Genomic DNA, 19,061 nt, shown 5'->3' with positions numbered 1-19,061 from the left:
GGACCGCAGGGGAGCTAGACGATGTCCTGGGTCTTGGCGAAACGGGTGATGGCGCGCTGCGTGGCACGGCTGGTCAGCACCTGGATGATCGCGGTGACGGAAGAGGAGACCAGGGCGAAGGCAAGGGCTGAGCGCAAGCTGGTTTCCACGTCGTCATGGCCCTTGGGCGGCTTGTTTCCGGTGGCCTTTTCCCAAACGCGATTGACCACTTTGCTGGCGACGAATCCTGCACCGATTCCGATGCCGGCGCCGAGCAGTTTGAAAAGGATGTTCATTCCGGAGCTCCTTGCGGGAGGAAACAGGACCGCCCCCAGCCTAACCCTATTCGGCCGCGGGGGATTGGCGGCGGCGCTCGAAGAAGGCCTTGAGGGCTCCCGGTTCCGGGCGGACGGGAACGATGTCCCGCTCAACGGCCAGGCCGGCATCCACGCTGCCGAGCCGGAGCAGATCCTCGAGCAGCACCAGGGTGGGCGGCATCAGCTTGAGGGCGCCGGCGGCCTCGCCGTCGAGGATCCCGCGCACCGGCATCCACAATGACTGCCAGGCTTCGGTGGTCTGGTGCCGGGCCTCGTCCTCCGGCACGGGGGCGGCCAGGTAGAAGTAGGTGTCGAAGCGCTTGGGCTGGTCCTCCGGGGTGACCCAGTTGGCCCACGGCCGCAGCAGGGCGGCGTCGAGCACCAGGCCCGACTCTTCCCGGACTTCGCGCAGGGCAGCGGCAAGGACCCGGCCCGCGTTGTGCCGTGACGTGGCGGCGTCTGCGGCTGCGATGCTGCAGCGGTGCCATGCCTGCGCGTGGTCCCGTGCGAGCTCGTCCGTGAACTCCCAGCCGCTGCCGTCGACGGCGTCCACCCGGCCGCCCGGGAACACCACCATTCCGGCCGCGAAATCCATGGTGGACACCCGGTGCTGGACGAAGACTTCCGGGCCGTCCGCGCCGTCCCGCAGCAGGATCACGCTGGCGGCAAGCCGGGCTTCGGGTGCTTCAGAGGGCACCGGGGCCTCTTCGTGCCCGCCGTTTTCCGCCATGAACGCTCCTTTGCTTCGCTGCCGCGTGACGATTCTGCTGGATCACACCTGCAGTCACTCCACGGTACCCGCGTGGTTCCGGAGTCCGCGACGTAGAGGCCCGGGGTGATCAAGCAGAATGTGTACGGCTTCCGGCCCGCCGCCCCGCGCCCGCGCCAATGTGACCGCCCGCCCCGCCCGGAAAGGGCCCGGCAAAGCCGCGAGGTGTAAACTGGAGCACGCCCAAAAGGGCAATTGATAACGACAGGGGAGCGCCGCCGTCGGGCTGCAGCAGCAGAACGAGGGAAGGGCGCTGAGAGTGCGGAACACCGCAGACCCTCGAACCTGATCCGGTTAGTACCGGCGCAAGGGAGTCGAGTTCTCAGAGTGACCGGTGGCCGGGAAACAAGGGCCGGGCAACACTTTCCCCTCCTGTTCCTCAGGAGGACAAAATGACTGGTATTTCTTCGACGCCGGCATCCAGCAGGACCGGCTACACCTGGCGCGTGGTGGACATCGTGGTGGCGGCCCTGATCGCAGTCGCTGGCGGCGTGATCTTCTGGGCCTGGTCCCAGGGCGCCAACCTGCTCGCCCCGGTTTTCGTTTACCCGCCCTCCAGCGGCCTGTACGCCGGCGGCTGGATGATCCCGGCCGTGCTCGGCATGCTCATCATCCGCAAGCCCGGCGCCGCGCTCTTCTGCGAAACCGTGGCCGCCACCGGCGAGCTGATCATGGGCTCGCAGTACGGCACCACCGTGCTTATCTCCGGCGTGCTCCAGGGCCTCGGCGCGGAACTGGTGTTCGCGGCCCTCATGTACAAGAAATTCAACCTGCCTGCATCGCTGCTGGCCGGCGCGGGTGCGGGACTGTTCTGCGGCCTGAACGACTCCTTCCTGCCGTGGGGCTGGAACATCGCATACGAGGCCGGCGACAAGCTCGCCTACATCGTGTTCTGCGCCATCTCCGGTGCCGTGATCGCCGGCGGCCTGTCCTGGATCGCCACCCGCGGCCTGGCCAAGACCGGCGTGCTCAGCTCCTTCGCGTCCCGGAAGGCCGCCACGGAGTCCGTCTTTTCCTGATGCCGTCCTCCGAAGCCGGCGCCGTGCGTGCCGCTGCAGTTTCCGCGCGCGGCTGGGGCTGGCGGCACGCCGGCCGCACGGCCCAGGCCGTCCATGGCCTCGACGTGGACATCGCCCCGGGTGAGCGGGTGCTGCTGCTGGGCCCCTCGGGTGCCGGCAAGTCCACGCTGCTCCACGCCCTTGCGGGGGTGCTGGGCGGCGAGGACGACGCCGACGAGGCCGGCTCGCTGCTGATCGACGGCGCCCGCCCGCAGGACAGCCGTGGCCGGGCGGGGCTCATGCAGCAGGATCCGGAGACGCAGGTGGTCCTTTCGCGCCTCGGTGACGACGTCGCCTTCGGTGCGGAGAACCTGGCCGTGCCGCCCAGGCAGATCTGGGCGCGGGTGCATGAGGCAATCGACGACGTCGGGCTGGCCGACTTCCCGCTCGACCACCCGACGTCGGCCCTCTCCGGAGGGCAGAAGCAGCGCCTCGCGCTTGCCGGGATCCTGGCGATGCGCCCGGGGCTGATCCTGCTGGATGAACCAACCGCGAACCTGGACCCGGCCGGCGTGCTGGAGGTGCGGGACGCCGTCGGGCGCTGCCTGGACAAGACCGGCGCCACGCTGGTGGTCGTGGAGCACCGGGTGTCCGTGTGGAAAGACCTTGTGGACCGGATCGTGGTGCTGCAGCCCGGAAGCTCCTCGGAGCCCGCGGTGCTGCTGGACGGCCCGCCGGATGCCGTGCTGGAACAGGCCCGTGACATGTTGGCCGCCGCCGGGGTGTGGGTTCCGGGCTATGTGCCGGCCACACGGGCACGGACGGGGGCAGGGACGGGGGCACAGACAGGGGCACGGTCCGAGACGGGCACCGGCGAGCTCCTCCTGCGCGCAGACGATCTCGCCGTCTCCCGGGAACGGCCGCGGCGCCGCGGCTTCAAGACCATTCCGCCTGTCCCGGCACAATCCGGACTCAGCGCCGAGGTCATCGCCGGCCAGGCTTTGACCATCACCGGTCCCAACGGCGCGGGCAAATCGACCTTCGCGCTGACCCTCGCCGGGCTGCTGGCGCCGGTAGCCGGGAAGGTGGGCGCCGGCGTCGGGCTTTCCAACGGCGCCGGAAGCGATCCTTACACGTGGAAGGCGCAGCAACTGATTTCCCGGATCGGGACCGTCTTCCAGGAGCCCGAGCATCAGTTCGTCACGGGCCGGGTGCTGGATGAGCTTATGTTCGGGCCGCGGCATCTCGGCCATGGCGAGGAACGCGTCGATGAACTGCTCGAGCGCCTGCGCCTGACCCACCTGGTGGACGCCAACCCGTACACGCTGTCCGGCGGCGAGAAGCGCAGGCTTTCCGTGGCGACGGTGCTGGCGGCAAGCCCCAAGGTGCTGGTGCTGGACGAGCCGACCTTCGGCCAGGACGCCAACACTTGGGCCGAACTCGCCTCCTTCCTGTCCGAACTGCTCGACGCCGGCACGGCGGTGGTCTCCGTGACGCACGACCAGGAATTCAGTGCGGTGCTCGGCGGGACCGAATTGCGGCTCGATTCGGCAGCCGCCGCCTTGGCGCCCGGCGCCCGCCAGAAAGCTGGTGCGGCATGAGGGACGTCCTGAGCCTGCACGGCAATCACGCCCTCCTCACCCGCGCCAACCCGCTGGCGAAGTTCGTGGCCGTTTTCGCGATCACCCTGGTGCTGGCGCTGTCCATCGACTGGGTCTCCGCGTCCACCGCCCTGCTCGCCGAATTCGCCCTGTTCCCGCTTGTCGGCCTGACCCTGCGGTTGCTGTGGCAGCGCGGCTGGCCACTCATCCTCGCGGCTGCCCTGGGCGGCTGGAGCACAGCGATCCTGTCGGCGGACAGCGGAAGGACATTGCTCGACGTCGGCATCTGGTCCATGAGCGAAGGTTCGCTCGAGCTGGGGCTGGGGTTCATGCTGCGCGGCCTGGCGATCGCCCTGCCGGCAGTACTGCTGATGAGCTGCACCGACCCGACCGACCTCGCCGATGCCCTGGCGCAGAAGGCGAAGCTGCCGCACCGTTTCGTGCTGGGGACCCTGGCCGCGATGCGCCTGGTGGGGCTCATGGCCGAGGAATGGCAGACCATCGGCATGGCCCGCCGGGCCCGCGGCGTGGGTTCGCACGGCAGTCCCTTGCAGCGCCTGCGGGCAACCCTCGGGCAGAGCTTCGGACTGCTGGTCCAGGCGGTGCGCCGGGCCTCAAGGCTCGCGGTGACCATGGAGGCGCGCGGCTTCGGCGGCTCCGAACGCACGTGGGCCCGGGAATCGAGCTACTCGCTGCTGGACATGTGGGTGTTGCTGGGCGGGGCACTGATCTCCGCCGCGGCCGTGCTGGCAGCCGTTGCGGCCGGAACCTGGAACTTCGTTTTCTAGGTAGGGGTTCCTGGCTCCAGCGTTATGCCAGTTGCGCCTAGAGTGAGGTCTTCCGTGAACCTTTTCTCCGGCATCGGGCAATACAAGTTGTGAACACAGACAGAGACATCATCCGGCGATCGCGGGACAGCCCCGCAGAGTTCGCCGCGCTCTACGACCGGCATGCCTCGGTCATCTACCGCTATGCGGCCCGGCGCGCCGGTGATTTCGTTGCCGACGACGTTACTTCGGAGACCTTCCTTGTCGCCTTCGAGGGCCTGGATTCCTTCGACGAGCGGTGGGAGGACGCGCGGCCGTGGCTGTTCGGCATCGCCACGAATCTGTTGCGCCGGCACCACCGCGCCGAGGCCCGTTTGCTGAAAGCCATGGCGCGCTCCGCACCGCGGGAAGCCGGGGTGGACAGCACCGAGGTCGTGGCCGCGCAGGTGGATGCCGCCACGGCAACGGCCCGGCTGGCCAAGAGCCTGAAGGCCATGCCCGCGATCGACCGCGAAACCCTCCTCCTCTATGCCTGGGCAGACCTCAGCTACGAAGGCATCGCCGGCGCCATGGGCGTCCCGGTCGGGACCGTGCGTTCACGCCTGAACCGCGCCCGGCGCATCCTCCGCACCGGCTTGGGGCCGGACAAACTTGATGAAACGGAAAGTGATCATGGACGACTTGCAGCTGCTCCGCGAAATGCGTAGCGACGTCGGAACCCCGGCCCAGGCAACACTGGCGCGGGGGCGCAACAAGCTCCTCGGCAGGATTGGTGCGGGGGCTGATTCAGGTACGATGCCCGACGGCGGTCCGCGCCGGCGGCGGGTTGTAGCCAGGCGCGTTGTACTCGCCGCGGCGGCCGCGGCGGTGCTGCTTGGCACTCTCGTGGCGGTCGACGTCGTGGCTCCCGGCGGCAAGCCCGGCGCTACTGCCGAGGCCGCGGAAGTGCTCAACAACGCGGCGGCCGCGGCGATCAAGACCTCCGATCCCGTGGTGAAGCCGGGGCAGTACCTGAAGGTCGATACGAAGGCTGTTTACGCCAGTTCCATGACGCGGGCCCAAGGAACTACGGTCTCTTGGTTGGAAACACAGGATGGTCAGGTTTACGTGCCGGCGGATTGGTCCGGTGAATGGGTGTGGAACCGTGAGGCCCGCGTACCCACAACGTTCTTTGGAAAGGAGTCCAAAGCTGAAGCCCAACGGTACGTCGCTTCAATGAATAGCGGTGCCGGTCCCCAGCTTGAGGGCGTCATCCGCGGGAAGGGCGGCGCCTTTTACGACAGCCCGCAGCAGATCCTGGGGTTGCCGCTTCTGGAGGCGATCAAAACCCTGCCACGCGAGCCGCGCAAGCTGCTCGACCTGATCTACGAAAAGACCGAGGGGAAGGGGCAGACGCCGGAGAGCGAGGCGCTGGTGACCATTGCTGATTCACTCCGTACCGGAGTCATTCCTGCCGACTTGCGGGCAGCAATGTACAAAGCTGCCGCGCTCATTCCGGGTGTCATCGTGGCGGATAGACAAGCGACGCTTGACGGGCGCAAGGGAGTTGCTTTGGGGATTCTGTGGGCCGAAGGGAAAGCGCGCCAGGACATCATTGTCGATCCTGAAACCGGGATGATGATCGGCGAACGAAATGTATCTCTCGCGGCATTGGACGGAATTCCAGCGAATACGGCTTTCGGGTGGACTGCCGTCAAGATCTCTGTGGTGGACTCGGCACCCTAGCCGGCCGTCCCTAACGGGTGCGGGCTGGGCCCGGGCGCCGCAGCGTCCGGGCCCCAGCCGCCGTCGGGCTCTTAGCCCGGGCTATTCCCGCCAGGAAAGCTAGCCGCGTCAAGCCGCGGCCCGCCGTCGTCGCATATCGCACGACGTGACTATCGACACGCCGCATTGACGGGTCCGGCCGTAACGGGCGTCTAAGTAGATCATTTGTGATATTTTCTGGATATGACTCAGCCGACCGCAGAAAATGTTGGTCTCCTCCTCCGCGACGCCCGCGGAGAAAAGGGATGGACCCAGGGCCAGCTCGCAGCCGAGCTTGGCACCAGCCAGAGCGCGGTTGCCCGCATGGAACAGGGCAAGCAGAACCTCAGCCTGAAAATGATCGAGCGGCTCGAAGCGATCTTCGGCCGCAGCATCGTCAAGGTGGGCAAGCCGCAGATGACCCACCTGAGGGTGGAAGGCGGACGCACCTTGTCCGGCGCCGTCGACGTCAATAGCAGCAAGAACGCCGGCGTCGCGCTGCTGTGCGCCAGCCTCATCAACCGCGGCACCACCACGCTGCGCCGCCTCGCGCGGATCGAGGAAGTCAACCGGATCGTGGAGGTGCTGACCTCGATCGGTGTCGAGTGCACCTGGCTCAACGGCAACGATCTGCGCATCCGCCGCCCCGAGGCACTGGACCTGGAATCCATGGATGTGGAGGCTGCCCGCCGCACCCGCAGCGTCATCATGCTGCTCGGCCCGCTGCTGGACCAGACTTCCGAATACAAGCTGCCCTACGCCGGCGGCTGCGACCTTGGCACCCGTACCGTGGAGCCGCACATGCAGGCGCTGCGCCAGTTCGGCCTCTCCGTGGAGGCGACTTCCGGCTTCTACGTGGTCCAGGCCCCGCCCGCGGATGATCACGACCGCTCCTTCGTCCTCACCGAGCGCGGCGACACCGTCACCGAGAACGCCATCATGGCCGCCGCCCACCGCCGCGGCACCACCGTGATCCGCAACGCCAGCCCGAACTACATGGTCCAGGACCTCTGCTTCTACCTGCAGGGACTGGGGGTGGTGATCGACGGCGTCGGGACCACTACGCTGCGGATCACCGGCCGGCCGGCGATCGACGTCGACATCGAGTACTACCCCTCCGAGGACCCGATCGAGGCGATGAGCCTCATCACCGCCGGCATCGTGACCAACTCCGAGGTGACCATTCGCCGGGTGCCGATCGAATTCATGGAAATCGAGCTGGCCACGCTGGAGCAGATGGGCCAGCAACTGGATGTCTCCGGTGAATACTTCGCGCGCAACGGCCGCACCCGCCTGGTGGATGTCACCACCAAGCCCTCCACGCTGCGTGCCCCCGAAGACAAGATCCACCCGATGCCGTTCCCGGGCCTGAACATCGACAACCTGCCCTTCTTCGCCGTGATCGCCGGCAACGCGGAGGGCCAGACGATGATCCACGACTGGGTCTACGAGAACCGGGCGATCTACCTGACCGAGCTCAACCGCCTGGGCGCCCAGGTGCAGCTGCTGGACCCGCACCGGATCTACGTCAACGGCCCCACCAAGTGGCGTGCCGCCGAGATCGGCTGCCCGCCGGCCCTCCGTCCCGCTGCCTGCCTGCTGCTGGCCATGCTCGCAGCCCGCGGCACCTCCGAGCTGCGCAACATCTACGTGATCGAGCGCGGCTACGAGGACCTGGCCGAGCGGCTGAACACCATCGGCGCCAAGATCGAGTACTTCCAGGACTAGGCGGCAGACATTCTGCTGGATCACCCGGGACCGGCCCAGGCCCAGGCCCGCAATCACCCGGGTAGGTGTGCTTTGCGGACCGGGTGATCCAGCAGAATGTGCTCACGGCCGACGCCGGTCCCGCTGCAGCATTGTGTGGATTTCCGCCAGAACGTGGCCCGGGCTGTTCCAGACCTGCTCCGGGGCGTAGCTCAGCGTCCCGTAGCCCAAGGCCTGTGCCGCGTTCAGCCGGGCCATGTCCTTCCGCCACGCATCCCGCGAACTGTGGAACTCGTAGCCGTTGACCTCCACGATGAGCCACCCATTGATCAGGAAGTCCACCCGGCCCACGCCCTCGATTTCGACCTGGCGCAGGAAATCCAAGGCGGCCGACTCGAACAGCAGCCGGGCACTGATCTCAGGCACGGACTCAGAAATACCGTCGGCTTTGGCCAGGCGTCTTCGCGCGTTTCCGTAGAAGTCGGCGGACAACTCGCTCGCCAGCATTGACCGCGGGATGCCGAAGGTTTCCATCGCCGACTGTGCGACCGCGATGGCATCCACCTCCGGCAGGCAAGTCAACGCGTGGATGGCCGTGTCCTCCACAGAAGCAACGGGCACCGCTTCCAACAGGGGGAACCGTGTGCACCCGTGCCGGATGAACCCTTTGCCGCGGCAATGGCGTGTGGCCAGGTGAAGACGTGCGGGCTTGTCCTTGAGCCAAAGTCCGTAGCGAAGGGCTGCGCTTGCGCAGGTGAGGTGCCCGTTGTTGAGGATTGCCCTGAGATATTCCGGGTCGGCCGTGGGAAGGGCCCACACTCCTTTTCGTGGTTGGCCCGCCCCTGCGGAGGCCAGTTTTCGGATCGCTGCTGGCGAGTGGCCATTGGCACGAAGCAGGCCTACACGTGCCACTCCGCCGAGTGAAACCAGATATTCGAATGCATCCATGGCTCCAGCTACCCACTGCTTCGCCGCCAGGCGGACGGGGAAAGTGCCGTATGTGGATGAATCCGGAGACATTCTGCTGGATCACCCGGGGGCCGGCCAGACCGAGGCCCGCAAATGCGCGCTTTGGCCGATCCCGAGGGGGGTGATCCAGCAAAATGTGCGCGGAGCCGGCAAGAACGCACCGGCAGCCGCTCGTCCGGCCTCCGGCCCCCGCAGCCACCTCCGCGCCCAAACCCGCTGTTCCGGCCCACAACCCCTGTAGCGCACAATTGTTCTGTGCGCACATTCGGTGTGGAAGAAGAACTGCTGATCGTCGATCCTGCGAGCGGCGAGCCGCTCGCCCTTGCCGATGCGCTCCTTGCCGGTTTCGGCGCCGCCGACGCCGAAGCAGCCGACGCCGGCGCAGCCGAACCCGCGGACACCCAAGACCCCGAGGACCCGGACACGGACGCGGACGAAGCGCACCGCGGCCTGCGCACCGGCCTCAGCCACGAACTCAAGCTCGAACAGCTCGAAACCCAGACCCGTCCCTGCCGCAGCCATGCGGAGCTCCTGCGCCAGATCCGCCGCGGCCGGACTATGGCCAGCGATGCCGCCCGCAGCCACGGGGCGCGGATCGCCGCGCTGGCCACGTCACCGGTCGATTCGGCCACCCACACCACCCCGGACCCCCGCTACGCCATGATGCTGGAACGCTTTGGCATCACGGCCCACGAGCAATTGACCTGCGGATTCCATGTGCACACGGCCATCGAGTCCCCGGAGGAAGGCGTGGTGGTGCTGGACCATATCCGGGACAAGCTCGCCGTGCTCACGGCCATCAGTGCCAACTCCCCGTACTGGCGGGGCCTGGCCACGGGTTTCGAAAGCTACCGCACCCAGGCCTGGAACCGCTGGCCGTCCTCGGGTCCATCTGCGGTGTTTGGCTCCCTGCCTAACTACAGAAGGGTGGTGAGCCGCCTGATTGACACCGGGGTCCTCCTGGACGAGGGCATGATCTACTTCGACGCCAGGCTCTCGCGGAACAACCCCACGGTGGAGGTCAGGGTGGCAGACGTCTGCCTCCGTTCCGAGGACGCGGCGCTGATCGCGGTGCTGGTGCGGGCCCTGGTAGAGACGGCGGTCCGGGAGTCCGCGGCGGGGGTCGAACCGGCTTCCGTGCCCACGGCGCTGCTGCGGATGGCATCGTGGCAGGCCAGCAACTTCGGCCTGCGCAACGACCTCTTGGACTTCGGGACGTTCCGGCCCGTTCCCGCAGCCGACGTCGTCTGGTCCCTTGTGGAGTACCTGGAACCCGTGCTTGCCGAACAGGGCGAGCTCGACCTCGCCCAGGCAGGCGTCGCCGAGGTACTGCGGCGCGGGAACGGTGCCACCGAACAGCGCCGCATCGCGAGTGAACAAAGCGAAAACGACGGCGGCCGGCCGGATCCTGCCGCGCTGGCCGCCGTCGTACGTCACGCTGTCCGGGAGACGATGCCGGAAGCCGCACCGGCATCCGACACCAAGTCCCTGCCGGTGCTCACCTGGGTGCGGCAGGACTGGCGCGGCGCCGATATCTAGGCCTGGCCGATATCTAGACCTGCTTGAGTGCCTGTTCCAGGTCGCGGATGAGGTCATCCACATCCTCAAGGCCCACGGAGAGGCGCACCACGCCGTCGCTGAGGCCGATGGCCGCACGGCCCTCCGGACCCATGGCGCGGTGGGTGGTGGTGGCGGGGTGGGTGATGAGGGACTTGGAGTCGCCCAGGTTGTTGGAGATGTCGATGACGTTGAGTCCGTCCAGCAGGGCGAACGCGGCGTCCTTCGCCGAACGCCCGCCCGACGGCAGGAGCTCGAAGGTCAGCACGGTGCCGCCGGCCTTCATCTGCTTCGCGGCGAGCTCGTACTGCGGGTGCGACTTCAGCAGCGGGTACTTGACCCAGCTGATGGCCGGCTGCTCCTCGAGCCATTCGGCGATCTTCAAGGCAGAGGCAGAGGAGTGGTTCACGCGCAGCCCGATGGTCTCCAGGCCCTTGGTCAGCACCCAGGCGTTGAATGCGGAAAGCGAAGGTCCGGTGTGCCGCATGAGCTGCTTGACCGGGCCGTCGATGAATTCCTTGGTGCCGAGGATCGCTCCGCCCAGCACGCGGCCCTGGCCGTCGATGTGCTTGGTGCCGGAGTAGACGATCACGTCCGCGCCGAGCTCGCCGCAGCGCTGCAGCAGGGGAGTGGCGAAGACATTGTCGACGACGACGGTCGCACCGGCCGCGTGGGCCAGCTCGCTGACCGCGGCGATGTCCACGATTTCCTGCATCGGGTTGGAGGGCGACTCGAAGAAGACGGCGGTGGTCGGCTTGGACAAGGCCTCGCGCCACTGCTCAAGGTCCGGCCCGTCCACGAACACCGTCTCCACGCCCCAGCGCGGCAGGATCTCGTTGAGGATCACGAAGCAGGAGCCGAAAAGCGAGCGGGCAGCGACTACCCGGTCGCCGGCGGCCAGCAGGGCGCCGAGCGCGGTGAACACGGCGGACATGCCGGACGCCGTCGCGAAGCACGCCTCGGTGCCTTCAAGCAGGCGGAGGCGCTCCTGGAAGGTGGCCACGGAGGGATTGCCGTAGCGGGAGTAGACGAAGCGCTCGTCCTCGCCGGTGAAGGCGCGCTCGGCGGCGGCTGCGGACTCGTAGACGAAGCCCGAGTTCAGGAACACGGCCTCGGACGTTTCCTGGAAGTTGCTGCGGTCAAGACCGCCGCGGACGGCCTGGGTGTCGGGGCTCCAGGTGGCGGCGTCGGGATTGAAAGTCACTTAGATGTTCCCCAGGTTCGTAGGCAGTCCGCGGTTCTTCCAGCCGTTCACGGTGCGTTCGCCGTAGCGGTCGGGCTCCCCCTCGAAGCCTTCCAGCACGTTGTAGGCGGTGAAGCCGGCCTGCGTTGCGGCGATGGCGGCAGAGATGGAGCGCTGCCCGGAGCGACAGATGAAGATGAGCTCGATGTTGCTGTCCTCGGGGGCCTGCTGCTTGAGCTCCTCGACGAAGTTGCCGTTCGGGATCCCGCCGGCGAAGTTCCACTGGATGAACAGGGGGTCGTTATCCGTGGCCTTGGTGTCCGGGATTCCGATGTGCGCCCACTCGGCTTCGGTGCGCACGTCCACCAGGATGGCGCCTTCTTCGAGCTTGGCCCAGGCGTCCTGGGGGCTCAGGTCTCCGGCGTAGCTCATGCGTGTCCCTCGAATGCTTCCTCGTCGTCGTAGCCTTCGAGCTCGTCGACGGCGCTGGCCACCGCTGCGTCCGCGCTTGCGACGGCGGCAGGCAGGACGACTGCCTGCGCCACGATCACGCTGGTGCCGTTGAAGGTCGCTGCCGGGCCGCCGTGCAGTACGTAGCCTTCGGCGAGGGCGGTGGAAATCCGCTCGCAGAATTCGCGGGTGTCCGGGCCGGTAATGAGGCGGTAGGAGAGTTGTTCTTCGCTTGGTTCAGGCATTGGTGCTCCTCAGTCACGCTTGCAGTTCGAAAAGTGTCGATACGCCGAGTAGTCACCTGAGGCACCCCGCCGGGAGAGAGGGTTGCCGACCAGCAAGTCAGGGCTTCACGCTGGTGCTCATTACTCAATAAGAAAAATAACATCGGCGACGACGGCCCGCAGTTCGGCTGCCGTCATGTTCCGTAATCGGGCCGCAGCTCAGTGCAGTTGTTCAGTGCAGCTTAGGTAGGCAAACCGGCCCGGAGGGAGTCTCCGGGCCCCTGGGTGCACGATGCCCTGGCAAAACGTTCGGGCAGATACGGCCGGGACGCCCGCGAACGCTGTACCCTGTGCTGGCACAATGGCATAATTTTCAAATCAGGTCTGCAATGCCGAATCCAGCTGGGGGATCGCATGCACGCTCTCGAAAACCTGCGCGCGGGTACCGAACGTCCGTCAGGTAGGGATACACCGCGGGAAACTTCGGCCTACACCAAAGCCGGTATCTCGGCGTGGGCTGCGCAGCTTGGCACACCGGCCCCGGAGGCGCCGCGGTCCCGCCGGATGGCACACATCGGCGGCATCAGCGCGATCTCCGCCCTGGTGCTCTACTTGGCCTGGCGCATCATATTCACCCTGCCGGCGAACGGAGCGAACCTCGTCGTTGCCTGGGTGCTGGTCGCCTTCGAAGCCCTGCCGCTTGCCGGGATCGTCCTGAAGACGATCACCATCTGGAACATCGACAGTGCCGCGCCGGAAGAGCCCAAGCAGAAGCTGCGCACCGCGGTCCTGATCCCTACGTACAACGAGCCCGTTGAGGTGCTCTCCCCGACGGTCGCGGCAGCCTGCGCCCTGCAGCCTGCCCATGAAACGTGGGTGCTCGACGACGGCAGCCGGCCCTGGGTTGCCGAAATGTGCCGCTCCTTCGGTGCCCGGTATGTGAGCCGGCCGAGCCACGAGCACGCCAAGGCAGGCAACATGAACCACGCCCTGAAGCTCATGGCCCGGGAGGAGGCGGCCGGCGGGGAAGCCATCGACATCATCGCCGTGCTGGACTGCGACCACGTTCCGCTTCCCACCTTCCTCACGGCCACCCTGGGATGGTTCAACGATGACCGGATCGCGCTCGTGCAGGGACCGCAGGCCTTCTACAATTCGGGCGCCTTCGACGACGACGGCATCGCCGGGGAACAGGGACTTTTCTTCAATGTGCTGATGCCGGCCCGCAATGTCGCAGAGGCGGGACCGTTCTGGTGCGGCTCAACGTCCCTCCTCCGCGTGAAGGCGCTCCGCGAAGTCGGCGGCGTGGCCACCGAGACCATCACCGAAGACCTCCACACGACGCTCAAGCTCATCCGCCACGGCTGGAGGACCGTCTACCACCACCAGACCCTCGCCGTGGGGCTGGCCCCGGCAACCGCCGAGCAGTACCTCCTGCAGCGCCGCCGCTGGGGCATGGGCGCCATGCAGATCCTGGCCTACGAGAAGCTCTGGAAGGCCAAGAGTTGGATGTCGTGGCGCAATTTCCACGAGTACCTCAACGGGACCCTCTGGTGGCTGGAGGGTCTCGCCACCCTGCTGGCCTTCTTCGTCCCCTTGTTCATCCTGTTTTCCGGTGCGCAGACCACCACCGCCGGGCCCATCGAATTCACCATCGCGTTCACCGCGATGTTCTTCATCCGTTTGTGGGGGACCAAGAGGCTCCTGCGGCACCAGATCCACTGGCCCACGGCGTTCGCGTTGCGGATCTTCCGCATCCCGATCGGGCTGGCCTGCTCCTGGTGGCTGCTTTCCCGCAAGACCCTCGAATTCCAGGTCACGCCGAAGGGCGCGTCCAATGAGCGCAACCGGGGTCGTGTGCCATGGATGATCTACGTGATGATTGCCGTCGTCATCGTGGCGCTCCTGTATGCGGCGGCCGGGGTCTGGGGCTGGGTCCCGTGGGCTTCGGGTCCGGGGTCGACAGTGGCGTCCGGGGTCTGGCTTGCGGTCGCCGGCATGGTCCTGCTGCTGGGCGCCTTGCGCATCCGGGCGAGCGAGTATGCGACTTCCAGGCGGGACGCCTACAGGTTCAGTGTCCAGGTGCCGGTGACGGTGGGCGGCTGCCGCGGTGAACTGGTCGATATCTCGATGGGCGGGGCAGCCGTGAGGGTGCTGTCCGGTGAGCTGCCGGAGTCAGGCCCGGTCCAGCTCATCCTGCCGGGCGCCGCTCCGCTGACCCTGCACATTGTGCGGGCATGGTCGACGCCGGACGGGTCCCTGATGGTCTCGCTCCGTGACCTCCGGGGGGAGTGGGCCATTTACAGCGCCATGGCGCTGTGGCTGTTCCACACCCCGCCCGGCGCCGTTCCCGGACTGCCCGACGGCGTCCCTGTTGCAGCCTTGAGGGGTGCGCCGTGAGGGTCCGTAAGCCTTGGCTTTGGTGGACGTTGATTTCCGGCGCTGTGGTGCCGGGACTTGCTGCGTGGTTCTGGTGGCATCCGGCGACTGCCGGGTCCCAGACCTTGGGCGATTTCGCGATCCTGTGCTGCGCCCTCGCCGCCGCGGCGAGCTGCGCCTCCGCTGCCCGTCGGGAACGGGAAAACGCCAAGGCTTGGTGGTTCATGGCAGCGGCGGCCCTTGTCTGGTCCGCGGGAATGGCCTTGTGGACTTTCTATGGACTGAGCCTGGACCACGTGTATCCCTTCCCGTCGCCGGCTGATGCACTCTTTCTTTTGTATGCGGTGCCCGCGGCGATCGGGCTCTTTGCCTTTCCCCGTCCTGCGACGTCCACCGCCCCGCCGGTGCGTACTGTGCTGGACGCGGCTGTCATTGCCAGTTCCACGCTTTTCATCAGCTGGGTGACTGTGCTTGGACCGATCTACCAGAACGCGGGACAGGACGCCGTCGCCTGGCTGACCTTGATGGGCTATCCCATCGTCGACGTCGGCCTGGGCTCCCTGGTGTTCGTGCTCACCATGCGGCGCGCCCGCCGGGAGCGCTTGCAATGGTCGTGTCTCGGTCTCGGCGTGGTGGTGCTGGCAGTCACGGACAGCATCTACGTCAGGTTGTCTGCGGAGGGAGTCACGGGTTCCACAGGGACAATCCTTGCGGCCGGGTGGATGTACGCCTTCCTGCTGATCGGACTTGCGCCTCTGATTCCCCACTGGGCAGGCGGGCGCAAGGAACCGCTGTGGAACTCCCTGGCCCTCGAAATGCTGCCGTACGGACCCGCGGTGGGTGCCGTCGTGGTGGCCCCGGCCCGGCTCAGGGACCAGGCGGACCCGGTCCTGCTGTTCACCGGGCTAGCTGCTTTCGTGCTGGTGGTCATCCGGCAGTTCTTCATCATCTACCAGAACGTCACGCTCACCAGATACCTGGAGGCCAAGGTTGCCGCGCGCACGGCGGAGCTTGAAGGTCTGGGTGCCATTGTGAGCTACTCTGCCGATGCGATTGTCGGCAAGACGCCCGACGGGGTCATCACGAGTTGGAACCCCGCGGCGGAGCGCCTCTACGGATACCACGCCGCCGAGGCCGTGGGCCGGCACGCGGACTTCATGATCCCGGAGCGTCTCCGGGCGCAGGAAAATGCCTTCCTTGCCGACGTCGCAGCCACCGGGACAACCCACACCTACGAAAGCGAACGGGTGCGCAGCGACGGACTGCTGGTGCCGATATCCCTGACGATTTCCCCTATCAGCGGTGCCGGCGGCATCCATGGCGTGGCTACGATCGCGCGGGACATTACCGAACGCCTGCGGAACCAGGCCGAACTGGTCGCAGCCCGGGAAGCCGCGGAAGAGGCCAGCCGCTTGAAGTCGGAGTTCCTGGCCACAATGAGCCACGAGATCCGCACCCCAATGAACGGCATCATCGGCCTGACCGGCGTGCTGCTCGATACCGAGCTCGACGAACGTCAGCAGCAGTACGCGAACGGCGTGCGGGTTGCGGCGGACGCCCTGCTATCGCTCATCAATGACATCCTCGATTTTTCCAAGCTCGAAGCCGGAAAGGTGGAGCTCGACCCCGAACCGTTCGATCCCCGGCTCCTTGTTGAGGAGGTCGCGGGCCTCCTGGCCGAAGCGGCAAGGGAAAAGGACCTGGAGCTCATGGCTTACTGCCGCCCGGAGGTCCCGGTCTCGCTCCTTGGCGACGCAGGGCGCATCCGCCAGGTCCTCCTTAACCTGGCCTCGAATGCCGTGAAATTCACCGAAGCCGGAGAGGTCGCCATCCGGGTGGGCGTCGCGGGACAGGACGCCGGGCGGACTACCGTCCGCTTTGAAGTCCGGGACACCGGAATCGGCATCGACGCGGCAGACCATGACCGGCTCTTTGAACCGTTCCTGCAGGCGGATGCGTCCACTACGCGCAAGTACGGCGGGACGGGCCTGGGCCTGGCGATCTGCCGGCGGCTCACTGAAGCCATGGGCGGCGAAATCGGCCTGACGAGCACTCCCGGCAGCGGTAGTACGTTCTGGATCAGCGTTCCCTTGCCGGTGACGGATCCGACGACGCTGCCGGCCCAGCCTCCCTACGCCCAGACAGAGGGGCTGCGCGTGTTGGTCGTCGACGACAACGCGAGCAACCGGATGATCCTCGAGGCGCAGCTGGCCGGCTGGAAGATGCAGGCCGACGCCGTCGGAGGCGCGCGGCATGCGCTGAAGCGGGCGCGTGAGGAAGCCGAAGCAGGCCATCCCTACGACCTTGCCGTGCTCGACATGTGCATGCCGGACATGGACGGCGTGGAGCTTGCCCGGCTGCTGAGTGCGGATGAAGCCCTGAAGTCCATGAAGCTCATCCTGCTTACGTCCACGATGCAGGTGGACCGGCAGGAACTGAGGGCGGCCGGGATCAGGGAATGGCTCACAAAGCCGGTGCGCAGCTCGGAGTTCTATGACCGGCTGATACGCCTCATTGCCGGGCCCGTGGTGCCTGCTGCGGCTCCCGCCCCGGCCACGATGCACGCGGAAGACCACAGGGGCGAAGGACTTGTGCTGGTTGTCGAGGACAACGAGATCAACAAACTCGTGGCCCGCAGCATGGTCGCGAAACTCGGGTACGGGGTGGACGTTGTTTCCGACGGCGCCGAAGCCGTGGCCGCGACCGCTTCAAAGCACTACGACGCCGTCCTGATGGACTGCCACATGCCGGTGCTGGACGGCTTCGAAGCCACCCGGATCATCCGGGCGAGGACCTCCAGCGGGCCCAGGATCCCGATTATCGCCATGACGGCCGGCGCAATGGACGAGGACCGGGAGCGCTGCCTGAACGCAGGCATGGATGATTACCTTTCCAAGCCCGTGGATGAGGGGAAGCTGCGGTCCGTGCTTGCCCAGTGGATACCCCGCAAAGCGTCCGACGGCGGCGGTGCGGCGGACAAGGCCGCCCTCCCTCGGGCGGAAGCCGAGTCTGTCGGCGGACCGGAAGCGGAGCCCGTTAGGGAGCCGAAGCCCGGGACGGTTAGGGAGACGGAGCCTGCCGGTGCCGGTGGGGTGCTCCTTCCGGACCTCGTCGGTCCCGTCCTCGATCCGGCCAGATTGGCGACCCTGCGCTCCCTTGGACCGGCGGATGGCCGGGGGCTGCTTCCCGCCGCGGCCCAGGCATTCAAGGGCGAGATCCTGCCCTCCCTCGAGGGGATCCGGGCTGCCGCTGCCCATGGCGGCGATGCCCTGGGCAGGGCGGCCCACAGGCTGAAGGGCGCTGCCGCCAACATCGGGGCCACGCGTGCTGCAGGGCTGTGCCTGCAACTCGAGCAGGTGGGCCCGGGCTCTTCCGGCGCGGGGCTGGAAACCATCGAGCTTCTGGAAGCCGAGCTGGCCCTCGTGGCGGAGGCCCTGGACGAGGCGCTGTTCGCTGCGCCATGAGGGTCCTGGTTGCAGACGACGACTATGGCTCGCGGCTGGTGGCACAGGCCGCCGTCGAGCAATCCGGCCACGAATGCATCGCGGCGGCGGACGGCGCCGCCGCGTGGGAGCTGTACCAGCGTTACCGCCCGCAGGCGGTAGTGAGCGATCTGGAGATGCCCGGGATGGACGGGCTTGCCCTCTGCCGTGCCATCCGCGAGGCGGAGAGCGATTCGTACACCTACCTGGTTCTGGTCACCTCGCACGGCTCGAGGGAGGCAGTGGTGGCCGGCATGAACGCGGGCGCGGACGATTACATGACCAAGCCCCTGGATCCTTTCACCCTGCACACCCGGCTGCTGGTCGCCGAACGGGTCACCTCCTTGCACGCCGATCTTGCGCGCTACCGTGCGGCCCTGGCCGAACAGGCCCGCACGGACCCGCTGACCAAGCTGCGGAACCGGCTGACATTGGCCGAAGACCTGGAACAGCTTCGTAAAACCTCGGAACACGCGGGCGAGCAATTCAGCGTGGTCCTGTGCGACGTCGACTACTTCAAGCGGTACAACGACCTGTACGGCCACCAGGCCGGTGATGCCGCGCTGCGGGCCGTGGCAGACGTCCTGGCGCGGCAGGTACGGAAGAGCGACGACGTGTACCGCTTCGGGGGTGAAGAGTTCCTGATCGTGCTGCCCCGGCAGTCTCCGTCCGGTGCCCGGGCCTTCATGGGACGGGCATTCGAGGCGGTGCGCGAACTGGAGATCGCGCACTCGGGAAATCCGCCCGGGATCCTCACGTTGAGCGGCGGGATCGCGGCGTGCACGGACAGCCACCGGGTCAGCGTCGACACACTGCTAAACGAGGCCGATCTCGCCCTCTACGAAGCCAAGGCTTCAGGGCGGAACCGGTTGATGGTTTCACAACCGCATGCTTCCGGACTGGCATTGCACGGCGGCAGTTGACCAGGACGCCGCA

General features: G+C 67.0%; 16 protein-coding genes and 2 riboswitches. Of the genes, 10 read left to right on the top strand and 6 right to left on the bottom strand.

The window, feature by feature from the left end:
- Positions 1-14: 14 nt before the first annotated feature.
- Together ACN9M4_RS18000 and ACN9M4_RS17995 are read right to left on the bottom strand one after the other, a co-directional pair.
- On the bottom strand, positions 15-275 hold the full coding sequence (locus ACN9M4_RS18000; protein ID WP_426300316.1) for a DUF4235 domain-containing protein: 261 nt from the start codon (positions 273-275) through the stop codon (positions 15-17).
- Between the two features lie 46 nt (positions 276-321).
- Complete coding sequence (locus tag ACN9M4_RS17995) at positions 322-1,026, bottom strand: NUDIX hydrolase (protein ID WP_426300314.1); 705 nt, start codon at positions 1,024-1,026, stop codon at positions 322-324.
- Between the two features lie 235 nt (positions 1,027-1,261).
- Positions 1,262-1,395: riboswitch (TPP riboswitch) on the top strand.
- A 62-nt stretch (positions 1,396-1,457) separates the two neighbouring features.
- Between ACN9M4_RS17995 and ACN9M4_RS17990 the strand changes: the two genes are divergently transcribed.
- From ACN9M4_RS17990 to ACN9M4_RS17965, 6 genes are all read left to right on the top strand, one after another.
- Positions 1,458-2,084 carry an ECF transporter S component gene (locus ACN9M4_RS17990; protein ID WP_426300312.1) on the top strand — a complete coding sequence of 209 codons (627 nt, stop codon included), beginning with the start codon at positions 1,458-1,460 and terminating at the stop codon, positions 2,082-2,084.
- Positions 2,084-3,664: an ABC transporter ATP-binding protein gene (locus tag ACN9M4_RS17985; protein WP_426300310.1), complete on the top strand. Its 1,581-nt coding sequence runs from the start codon at positions 2,084-2,086 to the stop codon at positions 3,662-3,664. Before ACN9M4_RS17990 ends, ACN9M4_RS17985 begins: the two co-directional genes overlap by 1 nt.
- A complete protein-coding gene (locus tag ACN9M4_RS17980) occupies positions 3,661-4,452 on the top strand; it encodes an energy-coupling factor transporter transmembrane component T family protein (protein ID WP_426300308.1) in 792 nt (263 codons plus the stop codon). Before ACN9M4_RS17985 ends, ACN9M4_RS17980 begins: the two co-directional genes overlap by 4 nt.
- Before the next feature lie 89 nt (positions 4,453-4,541).
- Positions 4,542-5,138 carry an RNA polymerase sigma factor gene (locus ACN9M4_RS17975; protein ID WP_426300306.1) on the top strand — a complete coding sequence of 199 codons (597 nt, stop codon included), beginning with the start codon at positions 4,542-4,544 and terminating at the stop codon, positions 5,136-5,138.
- Complete coding sequence (locus ACN9M4_RS17970; RefSeq protein WP_426300304.1) at positions 5,104-6,156, top strand: CU044_5270 family protein; 1,053 nt, start codon at positions 5,104-5,106, stop codon at positions 6,154-6,156. The genes ACN9M4_RS17975 and ACN9M4_RS17970 overlap by 35 nt, the downstream gene beginning before the upstream one ends.
- A gap of 222 nt (positions 6,157-6,378) precedes the next feature.
- Positions 6,379-7,902: a UDP-N-acetylglucosamine 1-carboxyvinyltransferase gene (locus ACN9M4_RS17965; RefSeq protein WP_426300302.1), complete on the top strand. Its 1,524-nt coding sequence runs from the start codon at positions 6,379-6,381 to the stop codon at positions 7,900-7,902.
- 102 nt (positions 7,903-8,004) lie between these two features.
- Here the strand turns inward: ACN9M4_RS17965 and ACN9M4_RS17960 are convergent, their stop codons facing one another.
- On the bottom strand, positions 8,005-8,502 hold the full coding sequence (locus ACN9M4_RS17960) for an endonuclease domain-containing protein (protein WP_426300300.1): 498 nt from the start codon (positions 8,500-8,502) through the stop codon (positions 8,005-8,007).
- A 603-nt stretch (positions 8,503-9,105) separates the two neighbouring features.
- Here ACN9M4_RS17960 and ACN9M4_RS17955 point away from each other — a divergent pair.
- Positions 9,106-10,389, top strand: a complete 1,284-nt coding sequence (locus ACN9M4_RS17955) for a glutamate--cysteine ligase 2 (protein WP_426300298.1) — start codon at positions 9,106-9,108, stop codon at positions 10,387-10,389.
- Between the two features lie 13 nt (positions 10,390-10,402).
- On the opposite strand, the gene ACN9M4_RS17950 is transcribed toward ACN9M4_RS17955, so the two are convergent.
- The 3 genes from ACN9M4_RS17950 to ACN9M4_RS17940 are packed head-to-tail and all read right to left on the bottom strand — an operon-like array spanning position 10,403 to position 12,285.
- On the bottom strand, positions 10,403-11,611 hold the full coding sequence (locus tag ACN9M4_RS17950) for an O-succinylhomoserine sulfhydrylase (RefSeq protein ID WP_426300296.1): 1,209 nt from the start codon (positions 11,609-11,611) through the stop codon (positions 10,403-10,405).
- Positions 11,612-12,022, bottom strand: coding sequence for a rhodanese-like domain-containing protein (locus ACN9M4_RS17945; protein WP_426300294.1), 411 nt, complete (start codon positions 12,020-12,022; stop codon positions 11,612-11,614).
- Positions 12,019-12,285, bottom strand: a complete 267-nt coding sequence (locus ACN9M4_RS17940) for a DUF1737 domain-containing protein (RefSeq protein ID WP_426300292.1) — start codon at positions 12,283-12,285, stop codon at positions 12,019-12,021. The genes ACN9M4_RS17945 and ACN9M4_RS17940 overlap by 4 nt, the downstream gene beginning before the upstream one ends.
- 10 nt (positions 12,286-12,295) lie before the next feature.
- Positions 12,296-12,410: riboswitch (SAM riboswitch) on the bottom strand.
- 268 nt (positions 12,411-12,678) lie between these two features.
- Here ACN9M4_RS17940 and ACN9M4_RS17935 point away from each other — a divergent pair.
- From ACN9M4_RS17935 to ACN9M4_RS17925, 3 genes are read left to right on the top strand one after another with little or no spacing between them, the layout of a single operon-like run.
- Positions 12,679-14,664: a glycosyltransferase gene (locus ACN9M4_RS17935; protein ID WP_426300290.1), complete on the top strand. Its 1,986-nt coding sequence runs from the start codon at positions 12,679-12,681 to the stop codon at positions 14,662-14,664.
- On the top strand, positions 14,661-18,107 hold the full coding sequence (locus ACN9M4_RS17930) for a response regulator (RefSeq protein ID WP_426300288.1): 3,447 nt from the start codon (positions 14,661-14,663) through the stop codon (positions 18,105-18,107). Before ACN9M4_RS17935 ends, ACN9M4_RS17930 begins: the two co-directional genes overlap by 4 nt.
- Positions 18,104-19,048: a GGDEF domain-containing response regulator gene (locus tag ACN9M4_RS17925; protein ID WP_426300286.1), complete on the top strand. Its 945-nt coding sequence runs from the start codon at positions 18,104-18,106 to the stop codon at positions 19,046-19,048. The genes ACN9M4_RS17930 and ACN9M4_RS17925 overlap by 4 nt, the downstream gene beginning before the upstream one ends.
- Positions 19,049-19,061 lie beyond the last annotated feature (13 nt).

The sequence above is a fragment of the Arthrobacter sp. R-11 genome (assembly GCF_049913155.1).
Classification (GTDB): domain Bacteria; phylum Actinomycetota; class Actinomycetes; order Actinomycetales; family Micrococcaceae; genus Arthrobacter.
The sequence above is the reverse complement of the archived record's forward strand: the minus strand, read 5'-3'. Positions and strand labels throughout refer to the sequence as shown.

Coding starts and splice junctions, on each gene's coding strand:
- ACN9M4_RS18000 (WP_426300316.1), bottom strand. CDS start 275: ATGAACATCCTTTTCAAACTGCTCGGCGCCGGCATCGGAATCGGTGCA.
- ACN9M4_RS17995 (WP_426300314.1), bottom strand. CDS start 1,026: ATGGCGGAAAACGGCGGGCACGAAGAGGCCCCGGTGCCCTCTGAAGCA.
- ACN9M4_RS17990 (WP_426300312.1), top strand. CDS start 1,458: ATGACTGGTATTTCTTCGACGCCGGCATCCAGCAGGACCGGCTACACC.
- ACN9M4_RS17985 (WP_426300310.1), top strand. CDS start 2,084: ATGCCGTCCTCCGAAGCCGGCGCCGTGCGTGCCGCTGCAGTTTCCGCG.
- ACN9M4_RS17980 (WP_426300308.1), top strand. CDS start 3,661: ATGAGGGACGTCCTGAGCCTGCACGGCAATCACGCCCTCCTCACCCGC.
- ACN9M4_RS17970 (WP_426300304.1), top strand. CDS start 5,104: ATGGACGACTTGCAGCTGCTCCGCGAAATGCGTAGCGACGTCGGAACC.
- ACN9M4_RS17965 (WP_426300302.1), top strand. CDS start 6,379: ATGACTCAGCCGACCGCAGAAAATGTTGGTCTCCTCCTCCGCGACGCC.
- ACN9M4_RS17945 (WP_426300294.1), bottom strand. CDS start 12,022: ATGAGCTACGCCGGAGACCTGAGCCCCCAGGACGCCTGGGCCAAGCTC.
- ACN9M4_RS17940 (WP_426300292.1), bottom strand. CDS start 12,285: ATGCCTGAACCAAGCGAAGAACAACTCTCCTACCGCCTCATTACCGGC.
- ACN9M4_RS17935 (WP_426300290.1), top strand. CDS start 12,679: ATGCACGCTCTCGAAAACCTGCGCGCGGGTACCGAACGTCCGTCAGGT.
- ACN9M4_RS17925 (WP_426300286.1), top strand. CDS start 18,104: ATGAGGGTCCTGGTTGCAGACGACGACTATGGCTCGCGGCTGGTGGCA.